At 64.5% G+C, this 21649-nt stretch carries 20 protein-coding genes; 10 read left to right on the forward strand and 10 right to left on the reverse strand.

All coding sequences use genetic code 11. The features are described 5' to 3' along the window. Positions 1-59: 59 nt before the first annotated feature. The 7 genes from EFK10_RS46325 to EFK10_RS48350 all read right to left on the reverse strand — a co-directional run bounded on the left by EFK10_RS46325 (position 60) and on the right by EFK10_RS48350 (position 6568). The gene (locus EFK10_RS46325) at positions 60-914 is read right to left on the reverse strand and encodes a nucleoside-diphosphate kinase (protein WP_127361625.1); all 855 of its coding nucleotides are present in this window, start codon (positions 912-914) and stop codon (positions 60-62) included. 81 nt (positions 915-995) lie between these two features. After that, on the reverse strand, positions 996-2162 hold the full coding sequence (locus EFK10_RS46330; protein WP_164836504.1) for a condensation domain-containing protein: 1167 nt from the start codon (positions 2160-2162) through the stop codon (positions 996-998). Positions 2163-2256: 94 nt separating this feature from the next. Continuing rightward, complete coding sequence (locus tag EFK10_RS46335; RefSeq protein WP_127361627.1) at positions 2257-2514, reverse strand: phosphopantetheine-binding protein; 258 nt, start codon at positions 2512-2514, stop codon at positions 2257-2259. A gap of 26 nt (positions 2515-2540) precedes the next feature. After that, positions 2541-3368, reverse strand: coding sequence for an FkbM family methyltransferase (locus EFK10_RS46340; protein WP_127361628.1), 828 nt, complete (start codon positions 3366-3368; stop codon positions 2541-2543). 6 nt (positions 3369-3374) lie between these two features. Then, positions 3375-5378, reverse strand: coding sequence for a B12-binding domain-containing radical SAM protein (locus EFK10_RS46345; RefSeq protein ID WP_164836506.1), 2004 nt, complete (start codon positions 5376-5378; stop codon positions 3375-3377). Positions 5379-5433: 55 nt separating this feature from the next. Then, on the reverse strand, positions 5434-5736 hold the full coding sequence (locus tag EFK10_RS46350) for a phosphopantetheine-binding protein (protein WP_164836507.1): 303 nt from the start codon (positions 5734-5736) through the stop codon (positions 5434-5436). A gap of 1 nt (position 5737) precedes the next feature. Then, a complete protein-coding gene (locus EFK10_RS48350; protein ID WP_164836508.1) occupies positions 5738-6568 on the reverse strand; it encodes a hypothetical protein in 831 nt (276 codons plus the stop codon). A gap of 211 nt (positions 6569-6779) precedes the next feature. Here EFK10_RS48350 and EFK10_RS46355 point away from each other — a divergent pair, with 211 nt between their 5' ends. The 4 genes from EFK10_RS46355 to EFK10_RS46370 are packed head-to-tail and all read left to right on the forward strand — an operon-like array spanning position 6780 to position 13502. Beyond that, positions 6780-9932 carry a non-ribosomal peptide synthetase gene (locus EFK10_RS46355; RefSeq protein WP_164836509.1) on the forward strand — a complete coding sequence of 1051 codons (3153 nt, stop codon included), beginning with the start codon at positions 6780-6782 and terminating at the stop codon, positions 9930-9932. 57 nt (positions 9933-9989) lie between these two features. After that, a complete protein-coding gene (locus tag EFK10_RS46360) occupies positions 9990-11282 on the forward strand; it encodes a lysine N(6)-hydroxylase/L-ornithine N(5)-oxygenase family protein (protein ID WP_127361640.1) in 1293 nt (430 codons plus the stop codon). A 10-nt stretch (positions 11283-11292) separates the two neighbouring features. Beyond that, positions 11293-11913, forward strand: coding sequence for an FMN-binding negative transcriptional regulator (locus EFK10_RS46365; RefSeq protein ID WP_240677896.1), 621 nt, complete (start codon positions 11293-11295; stop codon positions 11911-11913). Continuing rightward, positions 11910-13502 (forward strand): AMP-binding protein, encoded by a 1593-nt coding sequence (locus tag EFK10_RS46370; RefSeq protein ID WP_127361633.1) that lies wholly within the window; start codon positions 11910-11912, stop codon positions 13500-13502. The genes EFK10_RS46365 and EFK10_RS46370 overlap by 4 nt, the downstream gene beginning before the upstream one ends. A 618-nt stretch (positions 13503-14120) precedes the next feature. Here EFK10_RS46370 and EFK10_RS52480 read toward each other — a convergent pair. Then, positions 14121-14555, reverse strand: a complete 435-nt coding sequence (locus EFK10_RS52480; protein ID WP_127361634.1) for a transposase family protein — start codon at positions 14553-14555, stop codon at positions 14121-14123. 109 nt (positions 14556-14664) lie between these two features. Between EFK10_RS52480 and EFK10_RS46385 the strand changes: the two genes are divergently transcribed. The 4 genes from EFK10_RS46385 to EFK10_RS48355 all read left to right on the forward strand — a co-directional run bounded on the left by EFK10_RS46385 (position 14665) and on the right by EFK10_RS48355 (position 18043). Next, a complete protein-coding gene (locus EFK10_RS46385) occupies positions 14665-14844 on the forward strand; it encodes a hypothetical protein (RefSeq protein ID WP_127361635.1) in 180 nt (59 codons plus the stop codon). 172 nt (positions 14845-15016) lie between these two features. Next, positions 15017-16312, forward strand: coding sequence for an MFS transporter (locus EFK10_RS46390; protein WP_206305864.1), 1296 nt, complete (start codon positions 15017-15019; stop codon positions 16310-16312). A gap of 23 nt (positions 16313-16335) precedes the next feature. Further along, the gene (locus EFK10_RS46395; RefSeq protein WP_127361636.1) at positions 16336-16962 is read left to right on the forward strand and encodes an HAD family hydrolase; all 627 of its coding nucleotides are present in this window, start codon (positions 16336-16338) and stop codon (positions 16960-16962) included. Positions 16963-17584: 622 nt separating this feature from the next. Continuing rightward, the gene (locus tag EFK10_RS48355) at positions 17585-18043 is read left to right on the forward strand and encodes a hypothetical protein (RefSeq protein WP_164836503.1); all 459 of its coding nucleotides are present in this window, start codon (positions 17585-17587) and stop codon (positions 18041-18043) included. Positions 18044-18599: 556 nt separating this feature from the next. Here EFK10_RS48355 and EFK10_RS46410 read toward each other — a convergent pair. Then, positions 18600-19217, reverse strand: coding sequence for an ISAs1 family transposase (locus EFK10_RS46410; RefSeq protein ID WP_265737617.1), 618 nt, complete (start codon positions 19215-19217; stop codon positions 18600-18602). Between EFK10_RS46410 and EFK10_RS46415 the strand changes: the two genes are divergently transcribed. Next, positions 19101-19433, forward strand: a complete 333-nt coding sequence (locus EFK10_RS46415) for an ISAs1 family transposase (protein ID WP_322973478.1) — start codon at positions 19101-19103, stop codon at positions 19431-19433. The genes EFK10_RS46410 and EFK10_RS46415 overlap by 117 nt on opposite strands. A 302-nt stretch (positions 19434-19735) precedes the next feature. Here the strand turns inward: EFK10_RS46415 and EFK10_RS46420 are convergent, their stop codons facing one another. Beyond that, the gene (locus EFK10_RS46420; RefSeq protein WP_240677895.1) at positions 19736-20860 is read right to left on the reverse strand and encodes an IS630 family transposase; all 1125 of its coding nucleotides are present in this window, start codon (positions 20858-20860) and stop codon (positions 19736-19738) included. Between the two features lie 111 nt (positions 20861-20971). On the opposite strand from EFK10_RS46420, the gene EFK10_RS46425 reads away from it, so the two are divergent. Continuing rightward, positions 20972-21313, forward strand: coding sequence for a hypothetical protein (locus EFK10_RS46425; protein ID WP_127361639.1), 342 nt, complete (start codon positions 20972-20974; stop codon positions 21311-21313). The last annotated feature ends 336 nt before the right edge of the window (positions 21314-21649 follow it).

The following is a 21649-nucleotide window of genomic DNA, read 5'->3' on the forward strand; positions in this document are numbered from 1 at the left end:
CGGCGCCGTGCTCGGTCCATGTCCGGGGCGCCAACGCGCACACCGCCCCCGACCCCCGGTCAAACCAGGTCAAAGATCAAACACTCCGGGGCCCTGCCCCACCGGACCACCGCAGCGATCAAAGATGTATGTATCGCCCGATTGTCGCGCTGAGCAAGGAGCATACGCTCATCCGTCGCGGTGCACGCTCCAAGCACCTGCTGCTGCCGGGCCAGTAACGCCCGCACCCGGGAAAGTTCTCGGACAGCACTGCGATCACCGTGCAGCGCCACAGCGAGCATCATGACGATTCTGAGCCTTATCCTCCTTGCGATGGATGGGAACGACGTTGCTTCCCGCCCATGAAACGCAGGGAGGGCGTCAAAGAGGGCCTCCACACCGGTCAGTGCGGCCAATTCCGTATCCTTCAGTGTGGCGTTCGAGGCTGACACAAGCTCTTCCACCTCGTCGCTGCCGAGAACGATGGAAAGCTCTCTGACCGCGGCACGGGTGTCGTCCGGACTGTGCACCAGGTTGAAGATGACGTTCTCCCCGAGCCTTCGCACCGTAGTCCTTTCGGCGAGTTCGGGCCGTACATGTCCCTTGCAATTCAGCATTTTCGCGCAGGCGGAACCGTCCTCGCATGACAGCATGATCAGTGATGCCGGCGCTACGCCGTAGAGCAGTTCATGCGTGTCCCAAGAGAATTGGAAGTCCTCCGATCCCGGATTCGAAATGCGGAAAGTGTTGCCTCCGTAGAATTGCTGCATCTTCTCCGCTTCCAGCCCTACCACCCGACAGACCAACGGTTTCAGGTCGTGGGCCTTGAGACGGCTGAAAACGAACTCCAGTGCCCCGCTTACTACGGCGTCCGGAGTTGCAAGGGCATAGGTCCATGTGTCGCTACGGCTGCCACGGAACTCCAGACCCGCCATTCACTCCACCTCTTTCGAGTAGTTCGGATGCCGACCCGCGACTCTGACGCACGGTCAACGCATGTTTTCGCACGAACCGAATCAGGAATATGGATTCTCAAGAACGGCCGACACTTCGCCAATCACAGCAGCAAGCGTGGATGTATCGATGCGCGACGGCTTATGAATGACGTCCACCTTGTAACCAGTAGCGGACGAATACCACTGAAAACCGAGATCCCGCCAATAATGGTAGGTGGGCGTCACGTGAAGTGGCTTGACAGTCGCATTGTCGAACATAGGGCCAGAATGTTCATCAATCAGGCCGTGTGCCATGTCCACCCTCATCGACTTCGGCTCCCCCAGAGCCTCTAGTACAGGGTGGATGTGGCAGTCTCGGTACTGTTCTGCGGCGAGCCAACTTTCCCGCACAGTACTCACCAAATCCTGTAAGGATTGAGCCGCCCTAGTATTCACTCGGGTCATTCGCGTATTGACGAAGAACCCCATCACGTCACGTGTTGAGCGATCTTCCCGACTGGCGGTGTCCGTCGCTATCAGAAATTCACCTTTCCCAGTCACTCGGGAGGTGGCGACGGCGCAGGCAGAGAGCAATACGTGAAATGGCGTAGCCCGGCACGTTCGGGCGAGGTTCCGGATCGAGGGATAGCGATCGATAGGGAAGACGAATGGAGCGAACACCACTTCGGTGGACGGGGTCGGCGCCCCGCTCGGCTGCGGCCAGGGGATCTCTCCCGGATTATCAGCAAACACCTCCTCCCAAAAGGGAAGGGCGTTCGCGGCCGACTCGGGCAATGCAGCCCGCTGGGACTCGGCGAACTCGGCGTATGTGGTGGTGAGGTCAGGAAGACGCGCGGGGCGTCCTTCGACTCTGGCCGCGTAGCTTTCCGACAAGTCATGCCACAGGAGTGCCATGGTCCACTCGTCGGATATCAGATGGTGGATGCTGATGGCCAGTAGGAACCCATGGCGCCGCGGGTATATCCGCGCTTGAAAGAGCGGAGCACCGTTGAGGACCTCCTCGGTTCCGCGGCGCGAGGCCATGAACTCGCCCGCAAGGGCATCCGGCGTGGAAGTTCCGGAACCGAATGTCAGGACCTGCTGCCATGAGTCCCTAACGCACTGTACCATCTCGGTGCCCCGTCTTCCGATAGAGGTGCGTAGGACGCCATGACGTTCCACGAGGTCTTCCAGAGCGGAGGCCAGGAGATCCGGAGAGAAGTCTCCGTCGATTTCGAAGAGGCACACATCGTCATACTGTGGCGCGCATTCCGGGTGCCGAAGCATATCCCGGACCATCTCTTCCTGCTGAAAGGACAGAGCGTGAACGGTGTACCACGCACTATTTCGCATCGGCGCCGATCTTTTCAGCCAGAGCCGCCACGAAGTCTCCGAACCGGGGGTGGTCAAACAGAATGCGCATGGGAAGATCGGATTCGCAGGTTTCCTCCAGCATGACCATTATCTGCATTGCCATGAAGGAATGGCCGCCCATTCCGAAGAAATCCGTATTAGTGTCTATCTCCGCATCCAGGACCTTTTCCCAGATCTCCTTCGTCTTAGCGTAGAGTTCTTCGTTTATCATGGAATCAGCCTCCATATCGTCCTCCCGGGAGACGGGCGGCTCTAACGACGCACGGCGGTCAGCAAGCTAAAACTCGTTCCTGGATAGGGTGCATGGAGCTCCACCGCGAACCCAGAGTCACGGACATATCCAGCCAGTGTGTCGGGGTCACCAGCATGTGCATGGACTTCGGCGATGATCCTGGACGCGTGCCTCAGGCTGTCGCCGGCCTGGGCGAACAGGTCGAACTCACTGCCTTCACAGTCGACCTTCAGCAGATCGCACGGGGTGGCAAGCACACCGGCCATGGAGACGGAGGGGACTTCTACAATGCCCGCTGCGAACGCTTCCTCCCCCTGCCCGGGTTCCGGCGGGAGGAGGGAATTCCGGGTATGGCGCTGGTGGACGAAGAGGCGGACCGGGCCCGCAGCCCGGCCGACCACCGCTGCGTGGTGGCACTGCACATCCCATCTCCGGGTGTTGACCCGCAGCCGCTCATACGTCTCTGGGAAGGGCTCGTAGCTGATGACGCGGGCACCACGGCTAGCCGCGAGCATCGCGAATATGCCCACGTTCCCGCCTATGTCGACGACCCGCCAGCCGGGTTGCGGTATGAAACCGGGAAGGTCGTACTCACCACGCATCCAGATGTCCTCGATGATGCGGCAGGTGACCTGATTGTCCGAGGCGGGAACACGCACTCCCTGGAAGGTCAGCGAGTCGCTGAGACCGAGACGGAATCCCATAAGCGACAGCAGACTCATTCCGTTTCGCACGCCGTAAGCCCATCTCTTCAGGCGCTCCCGACGGAACCTTTCGTTAAAGTCCGCGTCCTCACCTGCAGCAGACTCCCTGACCAAAGCAAGCGGTGGAAGGTACGTCTTACCCATGGCTACCTACCCGATAGTACGCGAAATTTGTTGGACAACTTGCCAGTTCGGAAGGACTTCGCGGAAGCGCAGCACCATTCCTTGGCAGTAATTGGCGTTGTGCTCCAGACTCCGGTGTGCCATGTAAGGCATCTTCTGGCGAGCTCGGTGGTCGATCCGGACAGTGACGAAGTCGTCCTGTCGGGATTGCGCCTCGACGATCTCGCGCGCCTGAAGGTGCCGGTACATCTCCGCAGAGACGTCCACGAGGAAGCTCTCCTCGTCATCCAGACTATGCACATGGGTGCGGGCGAAGCCGTGGTCGGGAAGGCGCACCGGCTCTCGGTAGATGTACGGCCGTGCCAGAAGATCGAGTTCGAACGCCTCACGGGCCAGGAGGTCGGTCCACCAGTCCTGCTGCCTGGCCCAGTCGGTCAGCAGGTGATCGAACTCCTGCCGGTGGGAGCTGAGCGTCATATGGGCGGTCTTCCCGCTGTTGAGCAGATCGTAGTTGGCCAGGTCCTGGACCGATTCTCCGAAGAAGCGGCAGATGTCGCTGTCATTTCGAGACCTGAAATAGTCGGCCACATCGGAGAAAAGATCACCGTAGGACATGATGCCGGCGCCGTCCAGGTAGCCGGAGAGCAGGAACAGTGCGCGCATGTTGTAGAGGGTGTGCAGGGCGTAGTTCAGCCAGTAGCCCGACCGGCACTCCTCCTTGGAGACCCATTTGGTAGCGACGACTACATCCGCTTCGGCCGTGTCGCTGGGAACCGCCTCGGTCTGGACGCCGAAGATTTCCTGCTGGCTGTACATGGGAGTGTTGTGCAGCATCAGTTGCGGATAGACGATGACTGTATCGGCATAGGACCGGCACAGCTTCGTGAGACCGTCCTTGAAGGTCTCATATGTCTCTCCTGGAAGCGGCCAGATGAGTTCCACGTAGGAGCTGATCTGCTTCTCGCGCAGTGAACGCTGCAGGGAGATGTAGGTCGCCTCCCGGATGTTCTTCCGGTCAACGAGTTCGAGGGTGAGCGGGTTCAGAGACTGAAGTGAGATCGGCTGCGTGACCATGAGTCCTCCCCGGACAAATGTCTCGGTGATCTCGGCCATGCGTTCTGGCTTGTTCTTCGCCGCGGCCATGTGAACGACTAGCGGATATCCGGTCTCCTTGCTGCACTGGACGATGTGCTCGCTGAGCTCCACGTCCTGCGGCGACAGCCCCCAGTTGGCGTCGGCGATGAACAGGCCAGAGAAGTTGTGCGTGCTGATCCAGGTCAATTCGTCCTTGATGCGGTCCAGTTCGAACTTGTGGACCTTGTCGTTGGTCGCCGCGCCCCAGTAGCAGAAGCTGCAGCTGAACGGGCACCCACGGTTCGTCTCCATGATCGCGAAGCTGTAGTCGTGCCCTTCGAAGACACCGCTGAGGAACGGTGACGGCAACTCCATCATGTTCTTGACCCGCGGGGCCACCGCAGTGGTCACCAGTTCGCCGTGGCTCCTGAAACTCAGCCCCGGCACCTGTCGCATGTCCGGGCGCACCGCGCTGAACTGCCGCAGGAACTCATGAAAGGTTTTTTCCCCTTCGCCGTTGCACACGTACACGTTGCCGGCGTCTTCCGGAATGTAACGCTCTGCGTAGTTCATCGCCTGGGGGCCGCCCAGGAGGAAATGTGCCGTGGGAAGCGCGTCCATGAGCCTGGCCAAGAGCCAGTTGACGACTTTCATGTTCCATATGTAGCAACTGAAGGCGTAAACGTCGGCCTGCTTGGCTGCGAGCTCCTCATAAATTTTCTCGCGCTCCACGGTAACCGGTGCGGAGACGATGTCGAACGAGTAGCTACTGCGTAGTCGCGGATCGCTCTGTGCATACGCCTGCATGTATCCGGATGCCAACGGCAGCATATTCTCGTACGTTGGTAGTTCAACGAACACCACAGACTTGACAACGCTCAACTCCGCGTCCCCGGGCTCGGCGGCGCTGCTGGTGTCCGCCCCGGCTCGGCCAATCTCGGGCGGGTCGCTCGGCATTGCTGTCAACCTCCAGGTGCGGGACTTGAATCGGATAACCCGGCTCGGGATGTGGTCACACGTTCTGCGTGGACGTGGCGTCGACAGCATCGCCCGCCTTCGGGGTTTCGGCCGCCTCGGCGATCAGTGCTTCGATTCTCTCCGCGAAATCCTTGAGGACGGGCGAGCCGAGGAGTAGGCGCACCGTGAATTTCACTTTCCAGGTCCGACGGGCTTGCAAAACGACCTTCGTGGCGAGGAGCGAGTCACCGCCGATCTGGAAGAAATCCTGGTCGCGTCCTATCGCGTCGAGTCCCAGCACCTCGGACCATATTTCGGCGAGTCGTTGTTCCGTCGGAGTCTTGGCTTCGGCTTCCATGTCATGTCCTCGCGGTTTCTGTCCGGCGACCGGCAACGTGATGGAGGAATCCGAGTACGACATCGCGGGTCCGCTCGTCCCGAAGCAGGCTTGGGCGATCGCAGTCGATCCGTATGTTCTGCGCGGGGCCATCCGCACCCAGCCAACTGGCGTTGTCCGGATGATTCCTGGAAACGACGTGCAACACGTCGCCCGGCTGGACGTAGGACCCACGGTGGTGGACGGCGACCAAGTACGTGATCCACTCCAGGTACAGGCCAGTGACCTGGCCGAGCAGGTCGCTGGCCTCGTCCAGTGCGTACCCTTCCGCAAGAAGAGCCGCCTCAGCCCGCCTGCCGAGGTCCTGCGCCACGGAGTCGACCAACTGCCTGGGATGCGCGAGCAGGGCAGGGATGTCAAGGAGCGGTATAGGGTGGTCTCCGCTGCCCGTGCCGTCTATTTGTCGAACGACCGACTCATAGGCACTGACGATGTGGTGCACGTAGCACTGCGAGGGGTCGAAGAACACAACCGGCAGCGGAAGACGGTCGTCTCCAGCCGCATAGGAGGCAATAGTAGCCGCCAGAGGCGCGGTGGCGCAGTAGGACAACACGCCCACTACGCCGGTGGGCAACTCGGGCAGACGCGCGCACGTCTCCTTCGCGTAATGCTCCGCTGTGACCTCGTTCGGCAACGGATGGGCGAGCAAGTAATGACAGTCGAATCCTTCTCTTTCCAGGCCCAGGTCGGAGATGTGGGCTTCCGGTCTCCGACCTGGGTAGTCGAGTACGAGAAGGACCGGCCGGTCGGCTCCGAAATTTTCCGCGTTGAGTTGCTTGTTATGCGCCGACACCGCAGCTCCTCCACTTCTGCTCGTACAGAACGCCGTGCAGGAACATGGCATAAGAGTGCCTCGTTCACTGCATACGCACCGCGCTGCCTTGTTATTCAACCCCTGTAGTGGGTGGCAGTCCAGGACCCTCCTGAACAGCGTGCGGTGGACATGCCTGGCTTGACCAGGGGCATGGCGGGGAGCAAGCATGAGGTCCCCGCCCAGAAAACCGATGACGGCAGCCACCAACGGCATGTCCTCTGCAGTGAAGGCTGGTACCCGACCCATGCCGGATGCGTACGAGTATGGCGATCGAATAGATCGTGTCGTTGTTTTCCACGCTGAGCGAGAACCGACATCGATAGCTCTGCAGCAGGACGGACGCAAACTGACGTACGGTGAGCTCGTAGGGCAGTCTGCCGCGTTCGCCGGTCAGCTGAAGGATATGGGAATTGGCCCCGGTTCCTTTGTCCCAACCGCGATGGTGCGTTCACCTGAACTCGTGATGGCGCTGTTGGGAATCATGATGGCCGGGGCGGCCTACATTCCCATGGACCCGGCGTGGCCGCAGGAGCGGACAGCCTCAGTCCTTGAGCGGTCCGGGGCCCGATTCGTCGTTTGCGACGACAGGCCGCCGCACAGGGGTGCGGCGCACTACCTGCTGTTTCCTTCATCGGCTGGGCATGGCGCGGGCCTTCCCGCGGCCGGCGGTCCGCCGCGAACGGTCGGATACGGATCTGATGCCGCAAACGTGCTCTTCACATCCGGCTCTACCGGGGAGCCAAAGGGCGTCGTCACCCCGCACCGGGGGACGGTACGAGCCCTGGTCAACGTGCCAGCCATCCCTCTGGGAGCTACGACGACCTTCCTGCAAGCGGCTCCTGTGCCGTGGGACGGCTTCTCACTGGAGTTATGGGGCGCCCTGCTCAACGGTGGCCGTTGTGTGCTCATGGAACGGGACCGGGTGACCGCGGACGCCTCGGCGCTTCGCGCTGGCATCGACGCAGGTGTGAACACCGTGTTGCTCACCAGCTCGCTCTTCTCCGTGATCGCCGACGAGGATCCCGACGCCTTCGCGGACCTGGACCTAGTGCTGGTCGGTGGGGAGCGGGCGTCAACTCCCCACATCCGCACAGTGCTGAAACGCTTCCCGGCGCTGCGGATGGTCAACGCATACGGACCAGCCGAGGCGTCGATCATTGCCGCGGCTCACCCTATCCGGCCGCAGGATGTGGCGGAAGGGACCACGGAGATTCCCATCGGTGCTGCCCTCCCGAGGACCAGCGTCGATGTCGTCACCGAGGACGGGCGACCTGTGGTTCCCGGACAGCAAGGGGAAATCGTCGTCGGCGGAGACGGGGTCGCGCTCGGCTACCTCAACGACCCGGACGAAACAAGCCGCCGTTTCTTCCAGGCGCCCGGCCCCCGGTCGGCAGCAGGACGCTACTACCGGACAGGCGACATGGCCGTGGTCGACACAGAAGGCAACCTCCGTTACCGCGGCCGCACCGACCGGCAATTCAAGGTGCACGGTATCCGTATCGAGCCCGGCGAGGTCGAGTCAGTGTTGGAGTCCCACCCGCATATCACCGCGTGCTGCGCGGTGCGAGTCGATCGGACGCCATGGGGCGCCGAGGTCGCCTGTGTCTACACCACAGCCGACGGCAGGCCGCTCGCGGAGCCCGATGTGCGGGCCTTCGCCTCTCGCCGCCTGCTGCCCGCGATGGTTCCGGCTGCCTTCCTCCATGTGCCAAAGCTTCCAACGCGCTCCACGGGAAAGGTGGACGGCGTGGCCGTTGCCGCGTATGTGCGGGAGCACCAGCACGCGACGGCCGCTTCCGCGCCGGACGCGACCGCACCCGACCCTCTGGTCACGGAGGCCCGCGAAATACTCGGCATGCCGTCGCTCTCACCGGATCTGGACGTTGTGACCGCAGGTGCCCGCTCGCTGGATATCGTCAGGCTGGCGGCCCGGCTCTCCGCACGGCTAGGAACCCCCGTCAGTGCCGGTGACATCTACCGGCTGCGATCGATCGACAAGCTTCGGGCGGCTGGAGCCCGTTCTTCCGTGCCAGCTCCGCCGCCAGTGTTCTCCGGAGCCGACCAGGAGGCCGTCGGACCCTTGTCACACGCTCAGCGGCGCTTTCTCTTCTCCGAGATGATGTCTCCAGGTGACGCGGACAATCTCGTCGTCACGGCTTATGAGCTGAGCGGACCGCTAGACATGCGCGTGCTACGCGGAGCACTGCGGGACGTGGTGGCCCGTCACCCGATCCTGCGGACCGTGTACGAAAGTCAGAACGGCCTGCCCGTCCAACGGGTCCTTCCCCCCGAGGAAGCGCCTGTCGTCTTGGAGGAGGTCTCGCCCCCACCGATCCACACCCGCGCAGACGTGCACTTAATCGCCCAGCGAGTCACTGCCGACTGGTGGGACGCACCGCCCTTCCTCTTGCACCGGGACATACCCATCCGCGGGCGGATCTCCGCTCTCGGGCACGGTCGGCACCTATTGGGGCTCTGCATCCACCACATAGCCTTTGACGGCTGGTCCGAAGACCTTTTCTTGCGTGATCTGTCAAGCGCCTACAACGCCCGGCTGGCGGGACGAGAGCAGCCAGCCGGCGGTGGACCCAGCTACCTGAGATACACCCACTGGGAACACAGCCAACTGGACCAGTGGTACGAGACCGATGTCCCGTTCTGGACTCAGACCTTGTCATCAGCTTCGGCAAAGCCCTTCCTGCCCGCGCCGAAGGCCAAGGGTGACGCGCCGCGGTTCGAAATCTCTCGGCGCCTCGACGCCCGGACCGTCAACCGGCTGGTCGCTGTGGCGCGCCAGGGTGGCGGACCACCGGTCGCAGTGCTGCTGGGCGCGGTCGCCGAGGCGATGCACCGGGTGTTCGGGGTTGCAAATCTGTGTCTGGGGACGGTGACAGCAGGACGATTCGAGACTGGGCTTGAACAATTGGTTGGCTATTTCGTCAACCCCTTTGCGGTGCCGCTAACTTCGGTCGGCCACCGCTCAGCTGACACTGCTGTCCGCGCCTCGGCGATGAGCGTCGTGTCCGGGCTCCAGCACAGCCGCACGCCGTTCGACGAGCTGGTACGGGTGCTGAGGCCCGACCGCCAACGCCACCCGTGGTTCCAGTCCTGGGTCATCCTCCAGCAAAAACAGTCCCAGGTACTCCTCGGGGAACACACCACCATGGCCCCCGTGCGGGTGGCCCCGCCCCGCACGGGAGCCGAGTGGATGCTCCAGGCGTTTCCAGATGGCTCCGGCAGATGGGAGATCGTCACTCATTGGCGCACGGACGCCCTGGACGAATCCACTGCCGCGGCGGTCGCTGACCAGGCGTTCTCGGCACTGCGCTCCTGGGCCCGCTGACCCCAGCCCTCACCCCTGCCGAACCGCCAGAGCGCTATGGAACGAGAGGCATACAACATGGCCAATTGCTCGGATCAGCCGATCGCGGACCTGGTTGGAATCGGCTTCGGCCCTTCCAACCTGGCGCTTGCCATCGCATGCGAGGAAATGCGGCCCGCGGACAGGCTCGAACCCACCCCGGAAGTTGCCTTCTTCGAAAAGCAAACGGCCTTCGGATGGCACCGCGGCATGCTCATGGAGGATGCCACGATGCAGGTGTCCTTCCTCAAGGACTTGGCCACCATGCGCGATCCGCAGAGCCGCTACACCTTCACGGCTTACCTCCACGCCAAGAACCGCATGACGGAGTTCATCAACAGCAAAACGCTCTTTCCGCTGCGCGTCGAGTTTCACGACTACCTGGAGTGGGCCGCTCGTCCCTTCGCCGCACAGGTCTCGTACAACCACGACGTCACCGCGATCGACCCGGTCCTTGAGGACGGAGTGGTCACCGCGTTCGATGTGACCGCCCGGTCCCCGGTAACCGGCGCGGCCGTGGTGCGGCGAACCCGCAACGTAGTGTTGGGCACCGGACTCGCGCCATACCTTCCCCCAGAGGTGCCAGTGTCCGAGCGGATCTGGCACAGCTCGGAGCTCATCCGCCGAACACGCGGGATCACGCCGCCCTCGCCCGGGCGGGTAGTCGTAGTAGGTGCCGGGCAGAGCGCGGCCGAGGCCACCGAGTACCTGCACCGTACCTTTCTCGACGCCGAGATCTGCACCGTGTTCTCCCGCTACGGATACAGCGTCGCCGACGACAGCCCCTTCACCAACAGCATCTTCGACCCCCAGGCTGTCGACGAGTTCTTCGTCGCTCCAAGGGAGGTCAAGCAACTGCTGCTCGCCCGCCACAGCAACACCAACTACTCCGTCGTCGACCTGGCGCTCACCCAGGAACTCTACCGCCGGAGCTACCAGGAGAAGGTGGTCGGGCGGGAGAGGCTCCGCACCCTTCACACCTCCCGGGTGACAGGCATCCGGGAGCAAGGCGGCAAGGTACAGCTCGACATCGAGGGCCTGTCCACCGGATCGGTGCGGACCATCGACGCGGACGCTGTGGTCTACGCGACGGGCTATCAGCCGACCGACCCACTGCCGTTACTGGGAAGTCTGGCCTCGGAATGCAAGCTTGACGACTCCGGGAGGCTGCTGCTGGAGCGCGACTACCGCGTCATCACCTCCGATGCAGTCCAAGGCGGCATCTACCTCCACGGAGGGGGAGCCGAGCACACCCATGGCCTGTCCGCCGGCCTGCTGTCCAATACAGCAGTGCGCTCCGGGGAGATCGCCCACTCGATACTCAGGAGGTAGGCCCTTGTACGTGCCGCCGATCTACGCGTCCCACGACCACACGCGGCTGCAACGTGTCGTGCGCGGTCATCCGCTGGCTATCCTCGTGACCAACGGTCCTCGCGCGCCGTACGCGACCCACCTGCCCGTCGTCGATTCGCCCAGGAGCCGGGAGACTGACGATCCGGTGGGCACCACCCTGCTGGGCCATATGAACCGCGCCAACCCGCACTGGGCATCGCTCTCCGACGAAATGTCGGCCCGTCTGGTCTTCTCCGGGCCGCAGAGCTACATCACGCCCACCCTCTACCAGACCACACCTGCCGCGCCCACCTGGGACTTCGTGGCCGTGCACCTGGAGGGGACACTGCGGCTTCTCGACGGTCTGGAGGAGACCTTGCGGGTGGTACGACGCACGGTGGAGGTCTTCGAGCACGACTTCGGTGCCGACTGGGACATGGAGCCGTCGCTGGAGTACTTTCGGCAGATAGCTGTAGGCGTCGGGGCGTTCGAGTTTCGCGTTACCGCGGCGGAGAGCATGTTCAAACTCAGTCAGGAAAAGGATGCGACGGTCCGCGAACGCATCGCGGAGAACGTCTCCCCGGAAATAGCCGCCTTGATATCGGATCTCTCCGCCAAGGAGCCGTCATGAGGACACGGACAAAATACAAGAGCGCCCACATCCCGTCCCTGTCACTGTGGGGCGGCCCGGCCGCCCCGGCCTGTCTGGTCGACGCGTTTCTCAGTACAGCTATAGCCCGGCCCGACACTCTGGCCCTCATCGACGGGAACCGCGAGGTCACCTACCGCGAGCTGGTCGCCTGGGTGCGCCGAATCAACGAACTGCTCGTCGACAACGGCGTGCGCCCCGAGGATCGGGTCGCGGTAACGGGACCGCGGGGGTGTGAGGTCGTAGCTGCCTTCCTCGCCACGGTGTGTGTCGGCGCCACCTATGTCCCCCTCGACCAGGAGTACCCGCCCAAGCGCCTGGCCCACATGCTGAGCGACAGCCAAGCCGGGATTCTTCTGTACACAGGCGACGTTCCACCGCTGGAATTCGCCGGCGTCACGCTGGAGATCCCGCCATCTTGGGCGGTAGAAGGAAACAGGCTGGTCGAAGACAGTTGGCGCCCTTCCGCCTGCCAGGCCGACCGGCCCGTGTACCTCATCTACACATCGGGATCGACTGGTTGGCCCAAGGGCGTGGCAATTCCGCACAGCTGCCTCGACAACATGGTGCAGTGGCAATGTGACCATTCCGTCCGTCCGGACCTGCGCACCGGTCAGTTTGCGCCATTGAACTTCGACGTCTGCTTCCAGGAGATCCTGGGCACCCTCTGCGGCGGCGGCACCCTGGTCATCATGCCGGAGCCGTTACGGCAGGACCCTTTTGCGCTGCTCGACTGGCTGGAGAGGAATCGCATCGAGCGGATTTTCCTGCCTTACATGGCGCTGCATATGCTCTCCGTGGCCAGCTCCATAGATGATGCAGCAGACCGTCTCTCCCTCCTAGAAGTGAATACTGCCGGAGAGCAGCTGGTGTGCACTCCGCCGATCCGTGAATTTTTCACTCGCCGACCCGACTGCCGACTCGCCAACCACTACGGGCAGAGCGAGTCAGCCATGGTAGCGTCGCATATTCTCGAAGGCCCCAGCAGCACATGGCCGTCCCTTCCGCCGATCGGGATTCCGCTACCCGGCTGCGAACTGCTCGTCGACTCCTCCGAATCCGACGAGGCCGGCGTTGGCGAGCTGCTCGTAACCGGACTTCCGGTCTCGAACGGGTACCTGAACCAGCCGGAACTCAATCTTCAGCGGTTCGTCACCGTACCGACGACCCCATGGGGTAATAGCCGCGCATTCCGCACTGGCGACCTGGTCCGAGTGGAGAACGGCGTGGTGCACTTCCTCGCCAGACTCGACCACGACGTCAAAATCCGCGGAATTCGTGTGAACCTGCTGGAAGTCGACGCGTGGCTGCTCGACCAGCCCGGCGTCAGCGAGGCCGTCTGCGTGGCCGTCAGGTCTCCGGGAGGATCTCGTCAACTGCGTGCGGCGATCGCCTTGGACGACGACCGGACCGACCTGAACTCGGACGCGCTGCTGGCCGCGCTGGCCGAGGTACTCCCGGCCGTAGCAGTTCCGCTGTCGCTTACAGTGCTACCCGAACTGCCGCGAACCGCGAGTGGGAAGGTCGACCGTGAAGCGGTGGCCGACCGCATCGGACGGCACACCTCCTAGAAGACTGCTGAAATCTTTTGTGTTCTGGCCTCGGATCGGTAGGTCCGGGGCCAGTCTTGTGAGCATGCGGCGGAATGGGCCGGGCCGGATGTGGGGGAGACCTGCCGGGAGTTGATCCCGGCAGGAAGCGTGTTCGCTCTCCTGGCCGAGCATCGTGAGGTGCTGTTCCCGCCGGAGTTCTTCGCGGACATGTATCCGTCAGCCAACGGGCGGCCGTCGTTGCCGCCGCAGGTGCTGGCCGCGACAGTAGTACTGCAGAGCTTGCAGAGCGGGCCGCGAACGCGGTGGGCTTCCTCGCCCTCGTCTCAGGCCAGGACGTAAAGCCGGCCGAGGACTCCGACGGCCGCGATGGACGCTGACGCATCGCCAAGCGCACCGTGCCGACCGATGGGTGTCCAGCGTCGACCCCGATGCCCGGCACGTCAACAAGCACATGAACCGCACCCGCCACCATGAGGGCTTCAAAGGGCACTTATCCTTCGAGCCAGAGGTCGGACTGTTCACCGCCGTCGCATTAACCAGCGGCTACGGGCCGAACAACCACGCGGCCCGCCGTCGCGCTGGACCTGCTTGTCGGCGTACGCGTCCTGCTCCTCAGCCGGGTACAGACGAACGTGCTCAGTTCGCCGGACGCCACAGCGCCCAGGGCACCCGGTGACCCACGACGTCATCGATCTCGACGAGCGCCACCGGATCGACGATCTGGCCATCCGCACCCCGGCCGCCGCCGGCGCGGGCCAGTTTCGCCTGCGGGCCACGGGCGGCCCACTGCAAGATCGCCGTCATCGAGTCGCCGCCGACTACCAGCGTCGCGCACGCGGTCAGCGTCAGGATCACCACGAGCGCATAGCGGCGTCCGCGTTTCGCGCGCCGGTCCGGGACCTGCCGCAGCCTGCTGACCCAGCACGGACTCCGCCACTGTCGGGTCGCAGGCGAGCTCCGCCTCCCACAGCGCCAGGTCGGCGAGTTGGCCAACGGCAGGGAGGACCGGCGAAAATACGGCCGAGCGCGACTCCTGTGACGATCTTTCGGCGTAGAGACCTGAAAGATCATCAGGAGTGGCGCTCGTCTGGCAACTCGTCACCGCGGTACAGAACCAACCCGGACAAAGCAGATCAAGACGGAACTACGCCGGGGCCGTGTCCGGTGGGGGGATGCGGATTTGATCGCCGGTACCGAAGCGATAGCGGAGCTGCACGAACTGCACGGGCCACGGCGCGTGGACGCGATGCTCTCGCTGAATGCCAAGGGCATCTACATATCACCCTTGGAACGTGCGATAGTTGAGAGCCACGGCTACGCCTTCCAAGCCAACAAGGAGATCGAGGGTATCTACGCCTGACCTCAAGACTGGCGCCGTGGTCGGATCGCGTCGGTCGCCACGGATGCCCGGGCGGGTCGCTCTTTCCCCAGCGACGAGCGGTGATCACGACTGTCGGGCAGGACACGGCCACCAAGCCCGGCCCACGCCCAAGCCGTACGGATGGGTTGAGGGCTAACCTGAAAGGACATCCGTGATCAACTGGGGGCGCTTGCTCATGGACACCCGGCCGCTGCGTGTCGCCCATTTCCGTAGATTATGGGTGTCTTCCGCCCTTACCGCGGTGGGAAGTACCTTCACCGCGGTTACCGTGCCCTTGCAGATCTACGACATAACCGGTTCGTCGGCATATGTGGGCTTCGCCGCCGCGGCTGCCCTGGGCCCACTGATGTTGGCCGCTCTGTGGGGCGGTGCGGTCGCCGACGCGGTGGACCGGCGCCGGATGCTCCTTGTCACCAACAGTGGGATCGCGTTTGCTTCGGTCCTGCTCTGGGCGCAGTCCGTGAGCGGCCTGCGCTCGGTCTCGGTGATCTTCGTCCTAATTGGTCTCCAGCAAGGCTGTTTCGGTGCGAACAGTGCCGCGCGCGGAGCTGTCACTCCTCGGCTAGTGCCGTCGTATCTCTTGCCCTCCGCGAACGCCCTTGAGTCGACGGTACTCTGGTTTGGTGCGGTCGCCGGGCCGATGGTGGCCGGCGTTCTGCTGCCAGTGGTAGGCATGGCTACGCTCTACCTCATTGACGCCGTCGCGCTAGGCGCGACGCTGTGGGCCGTATGGCGGCTGCCGCCGTTGCCAGCCGACGGTCTTCAATCTGCCGGGCACGCCCGGTTGCGCGAAGTGCTCGATGGTCTTCATTACTTGATGGGACGTCGGATTCTGCTGGTCGCGTTTGTCTCGGACTTTATCGCCATGTTCTTCGGTATGCCCGCCGCGCTCTTCCCGCAGGTCGCCCGGGAGGAGTTCGGAGGCCCTGCCGGCGGCGGGTTTGCTCTCGGGGTGTTGAATGCGACTGTCCCCCTCGGCGCGGTGCTCGCTGGATTCTTCTCGGGCACATTCATCCGTGTTCGCTGGCATGGGATCGCGATCATAGCCTCGGTGTGCGCGTGGGGAGCGGCCATGATCGGGTTCGGCCTTTCCGCTCGGTTGTGGCAGGCGTCGGCCTTCCTCGTGATGGGTGGTGTCGCCATCTTCGTTCTCAGCACATTCCGCGTGACTGTGCTGCAGACGGAGAGCGCGGACGACATGCGCGGCCGGTTGCAGGGTGTGATGACCATGGTCGCTGCAGGGGGGCCATGGATGGCAGAGTTCGCTCACGGCACAGTTGGTGCCGTGGTTGGGACCACGTGGGCGATCTGCGGTGGGGGGTTGTTCACGGTGATCGCCATCTTCGTAGCCGTCGCACTGCACCCGCCCTTCTGGCGGTATCAGCCCTCGATTGTCGCGGAGCCGCCCGTATTAGCGACGACTGCCGACCGTGACAGGACAAACTGAACTCTCGAAGGAAAGGAACGCGCATGGATTCACGCTGCGTTATTTTCGATGTCGGCGGGGTGTTGAAGATTACTCCCGCAACAGGGTGGGAAGGGCGATGGGAACGGCAACTCGGGCTGCCGCCAGCTGCCTTGAACCAGCGACTGGAGGATGTTTGGCTGGCTGCGAGCGTTGGCACGATCAGCGAACAGGAGATGCGCGCACGTGTGGCCGCCGCTCTCGGTCTCGACGCGGTACAGACCGACGGTCTTATGTCCGATCTGTGGGCTGACTATCTGGGCGTCGCTAATGAGGAGTTGCTCGCCTACGTGCGGACCTTGCGATTCCGCTGCGCACTCGGTGTGCTGAGCAACAGCTTCGTTGGCGCTCGCGAACGAGAGGAACAGCTGTACCGCCTCGGTGAACTTGTGGATGCTGTTGTCTACTCGCACGAGATTGGGATGTGCAAGCCAGATTTGCGTGTCTACGAACTTGCATGCCGTCGCCTGAAGGTCCAGCCTAAGGAATGCCTCTTTATCGATGATATGGCCGAGAATGTCGAGGGGGCGCTGGCAGTCGGTATGCAGGGGCTCCTATTCGAAAACAACGCCCGGACCGTGGCCCGTATCGCCCACCATTTGGGGGTGGGTTCGGCGGTCGGCGGCGGATAGCTTGGCGATACGCCAGCAACAAAGGAGCACCGGAGCGCCAACCCAATTGGGTGCGTATCTTCCGAGGGAACAAGTGATGCGCTCTGACCTGGGCAATCAGTGATCGATCTTAAGGCGCTCCGACCAGCCGCGCTTCCATCTGCGCAGGCCGATCGGGAGTCGCACGGATCTTCCGCGCTCAATATCGCTGAACCGCCCCGACGGCACGTCATTCGATCACGACTCTGGTCGGGTCGTTCGCAAAGCCGCTGGTCAGAGCGTCGCAAGCCGCCCGGGGAAGATACGCACCCAACCCAATTACACGTCGTCAAGGTAGGACAGGTGCTGCACATTAATCCGGTGTCGAGACGTCACGCAAGGTGCTGCCCGACAGGAGAAGGGCACCTCCCACCTGCGACGATCTGGACTGTCTAGATCAAAACCGTCGCGAAGGAGAGGCACCAACAGGTGCAGGCTACCGAATGGGATCACCGGCTTGCCGTGCGGGCCGACTGCAAGAACCTGGTCAGCCACGCGGGCATCGTTGGGCTGCTGCGAAAGGCCGCCGACCGCACCGGCCTGGCCACCGCACTGAGCGCGGCGTTGCCCGAGAGCGGCGGGCCGGGCTTGGCGGGACCGCGGTGTGGCGCTGGCCTGCGCGATCGTACTCGGCGCGACGAACATCCCTGAGGCCGACCAACTGCAGTACCACTGGCGGCCGGTGTTCCCCTGGCCGGTCTCGGACAGCACCCTGCGCCGCGCCCTGGAGGCGATCGACACCCCGGTCGCGACCCGGATTGAGCGCGCCCGCGCCGTGATCCGCCGCGTGGTGTGGACGCTGCTGGCGCTGCGCCCCGGCGGCTTCCCCTGGGTCACGGTATGCGGCCGGGAAGGAACGGGCGGCTGGTACGTCCTGGACCTTGCCGGCGCCGGGTGCCTGGGTGACCGGCTGGGCCGTCAACGAGACCGACGAGCAGGACGTCGCGCTGCTGCCCGAGAACGTAATGGACGGCCGCGCTGCGGCAGGACGGCGAGGTCCACGATCAAGACCCGACGGCGAATGGATCTCCTACCAGGTCGCCGAGCTGACCGGCCTGCGTGACCTGACCGGCTGGCCCGAGGGGATGCGGCTGATCGTGCGCCGGGTCAAACCGTCGCGGCGGGATGCGAAGAAGCTGACCGCCTTCGAGAAGCGCACCGGCTGGCGCTATCACATCATCGCCACGAACATCCCCGCCCAGCATGGGCCTTCCGGGGTATCGGGCTCCGGGCAGGCGCAGTTCGTCGACGCCCTCAGCCGCGATCACGCCGAGGTCGAGGACAGGGTAAAAGCGATCAGGGGGTGGGGCTCGGACTGCTGCCCTCGAAGTCCTGGCAGCTCAACGTGGCCTGGGTGCTGGCCACTACGCTCGCCGCCAACCTCGACGCCTGGACCCTGCTCCTCCTCCTGCGTCCGGACTGCCAAACTCCGGAGGAGAACCCCGAGGCGGAGATCAAGGCAGCGGCCTTGGACTACGGACACGCCAAGGTAGGTCGTCTCGTCCGACCGTGTGGCCGTATCGGTGAAGGGCAACTGGACCCGCGTCCAGACCGGCACGCATTCCATGCTGGACAAGAACAAGGCCGTCCATATGGCGATCCAGTTGGACCCGCCCGTCCTACGTATCGCCGTCGGGCCGCAGTCCACGACAACGGACAGCGGGTATCCGGGCCCAGGGCAGGGACTTGAGGCGGGTGTACAACGTCTTCTGATTGGCTTTCACGGTCAGGACGTAGTCGGCGCCGGCCTCGGTCACGAGCGTCGCGGTGGCGTGCTGGGTGTGCAGTGCGTCCATCGTGATCACCGCGCCGTCCAGGTCGAGCGTCTCCAGCAGGGCGCGGGCCGCGGGGATCTCATTGCTCTTCTCACTCACGGAGACCTGGCCGAGTACCGCTCCCGAGCCATGCGCGAGCGCGGCGACCAGGTGCGGGGCTGAAGCGTCACCGCCACGGGCGCCTCTCACGCTCTTGCCGTCGACCGCGATCACCCGCCGGCCCGCGACGAGCGCGCACCTCGTCGCCGCCCAGGCTCCCAGGAGCACGTCAAGACGGTCCGCGTCCAGCCGCACGAACAGACGCCGCAGAGTCGACTCGTCCACCGAACCCCGCTCCAGCCCCAGCTGCGGCGGACCGTCACCCGCAAGGGCCGACTGACCATCGAGATCGTCTACCTCATCACCAGCGCGGACGCCCGCGCCGCGCCCATGGATCTCCTGGCCACATGGGTGCAGTCGCACTGGGAGATCGAGAACCGCCTGCACTGGGTGCGCGATGTCACCTTCGACGAGGACCGCTCCCAGGTCCGTACCGGCAACGCGCCCCGTGTCATGGCCGCCCTCCGCAACACGGCGATCACCCTCCTCCGCCTCCACGGCCACCCAAACATCGCCGCCGCCCTACGGCATCACGCCCGCGACACCGACCGCCCCATCAACCTGCTCCTGGCCGCATGAACGACGACTTTGCCGGGGCCCTGAGAACCGGCCGAACACCGTTACTGGGACACGCTCGAGCTGGAAGGACGTCCGCAAACGGCTCATTACCGTCACTGGGCGGTGGCTGCCGATCAGCGCGGACCGGATCGAATTGCGGAAGATCAGTGCGATCCCTGTCACTCGGTATCGTTACCGCGACTACAAGATCCCCACTGCCCTGGGCCCCTGCACTCACCTGACGGCAGAGACCGTGGAGAGCCCGTTGCCTAGTGCAGCGCGTCGCAGGTCCTTTGCCGGTTGCCGGTGACGGTGGGTGAGGATCATGCGGCTCGGTCGAAGGCGTCGGGATGGCACGGGCGTTGGGTGTGGCGTTCGAGGTAGCGGGCGTGTTCGGCGTCGGCGTCGTAGCGCCACCGGTAGGGGCGGGCTGTTCGGTTGTAGCGGACGGTGTAGGCGGTGATCTGTGTTTCCAGGTCGTCGCGGGAGGCGAAGTCGCCGCGGCGGAGCAGGCGGCGGGTCAGCGCGCTGAACCATTGCTCGATCATGTTGAGCCAGGAGGCATGCTTGGGGGTGTGGGTGACGGTGAACCGGGGGTGCGCCGCCAGCCAGGCGCGGGTCGCCCTCGAGGTGTGGGACGAGCCGTTGTCCATGATCAGATGAATGGACAGGGCGGGATCGGTGCAGCGGTCGATCAGACGCAGGAAGCGGATGAAGGTCGCCGAGTTGTTGCGGTCGATGCGCTCGGCGACGACCTGACCGGTGGCGACGTCCATGGCCGCGACGATGGAGACGGTGCCGTGGCGCCGGTACTCGAACTCACGGCGCTCGTCGCGGCCAGGACGGGTCCGCTCGGTGGGGTGGCGGCGGGAGGTGGCCTGGATCCCGGTCTTCTCGTCCACGCTCAGCAGCAGCGTGCCCGCCGGCGGGGTCAGGTACAGCCGGCACACGGCTGCGGCCTGGGCCCAGAAGGCCGGGTCGTCGGCGCGGTTGAGCCAGCCGCGGACCTTGTGCGGGCGCACCTTCGCCTCGGCGAGCACCCGGCCGACCGTGGACGGCGACAGCGGCAGTCCCCGCTCGGCCAGGTGCCCGGCGATCAGGGCGCGGGTCCACACGGTGGCGCCCTCGGGTGGGACGGAGGTGGCCACCGCCACCACCGCGAGGCGCTGGCTGGGACCGTAGGTCTCCGGGCGCCCGCAGCGGGGCCGGTCGAACAGGCCCGGCACGCCGCGCCGGCGAAAGCGCTCCCGCCAGGCGCGCACCGTGGGCACCGTGCAGCCCAACTGCCGCGCGATGCGCGAGCCGGGCATCCCCTGGCCGGCCAGCAGCACGATCCGGGCCCGCAGCGCCAGGGCCTGACCGGTGTGCGCACCGGCCACGATCCGGCGCACCTTGCGCTCCTGCTTGCGCGACAAGACCAGCGGCGCGGCGCCGGGGTGGGCCATCATGCCTCCTGCGGACCGGATGTGCCGGTATGTCACCGCGCATCATGCCGCCACGTTCGCCGCGGCGGACGGCGCATCCGCGCCGCCGCCGGCGCCGTGCGCCACACTGGCCCCATGCCGGTTCCCTCCCGTGCCCTGAAGGAAGAGGTCGACGACACCGTCGACCATCACGCCGCGCAGGAGCGGCGCTGGCCGGCCCTCGCCGAAGTCGAGGTTCGCTGGCGCGGCTCCTTCGGCTACCTCACCGCCCTCATCGAGCAGGACGGCCCCGACGAGCGGGTGCCGCTGTGCCGGATCGAGTACCTCGGCGACGACGAGGACTGGGGCTTCGCGATCTACTCCCCGGCCACCGACACGTACACCGACGCCCTCCTGTACACCGGAACCCCCACCGGCCACCCCACCGACGCCTTCGACACCGCCGCCCTCGTCCACCTCGCCGACTACACCAAGTAACCAGACCGGGCCACCCCAACCGGCAAAGGACCTGCGACGTAATAGGCACGGCGGGTGTGCGCCGTGAGGCGCTTCGTTGTATCCCCGACGCAGTCGGGAGGAACTCGGAGGGAGGTTCTTGGGTCGCCTGACTTACCTGGACGCGAAAGCGCGAGGGGACAAGAGCATGTCAGGGAAGCGGTGGCCGTCCGGAGGTGTCCGGGACGGGGCTCCGCAAGACCCGCGCGATATGGCCAAATTGCGCCGCGAGGCGCTCTGTTGTATTCCCGATGTAGTCGGGAAGAACTCGGAGGAACGTTCTTGAATCGAATGGCTTACCTCAGCCTGAAAGGGTGA

It is taken from the genome of Streptomyces soli (assembly GCF_003999195.1).
In the GTDB taxonomy this organism is placed as follows: domain Bacteria; phylum Actinomycetota; class Actinomycetes; order Streptomycetales; family Streptomycetaceae; genus Actinacidiphila; species Actinacidiphila soli.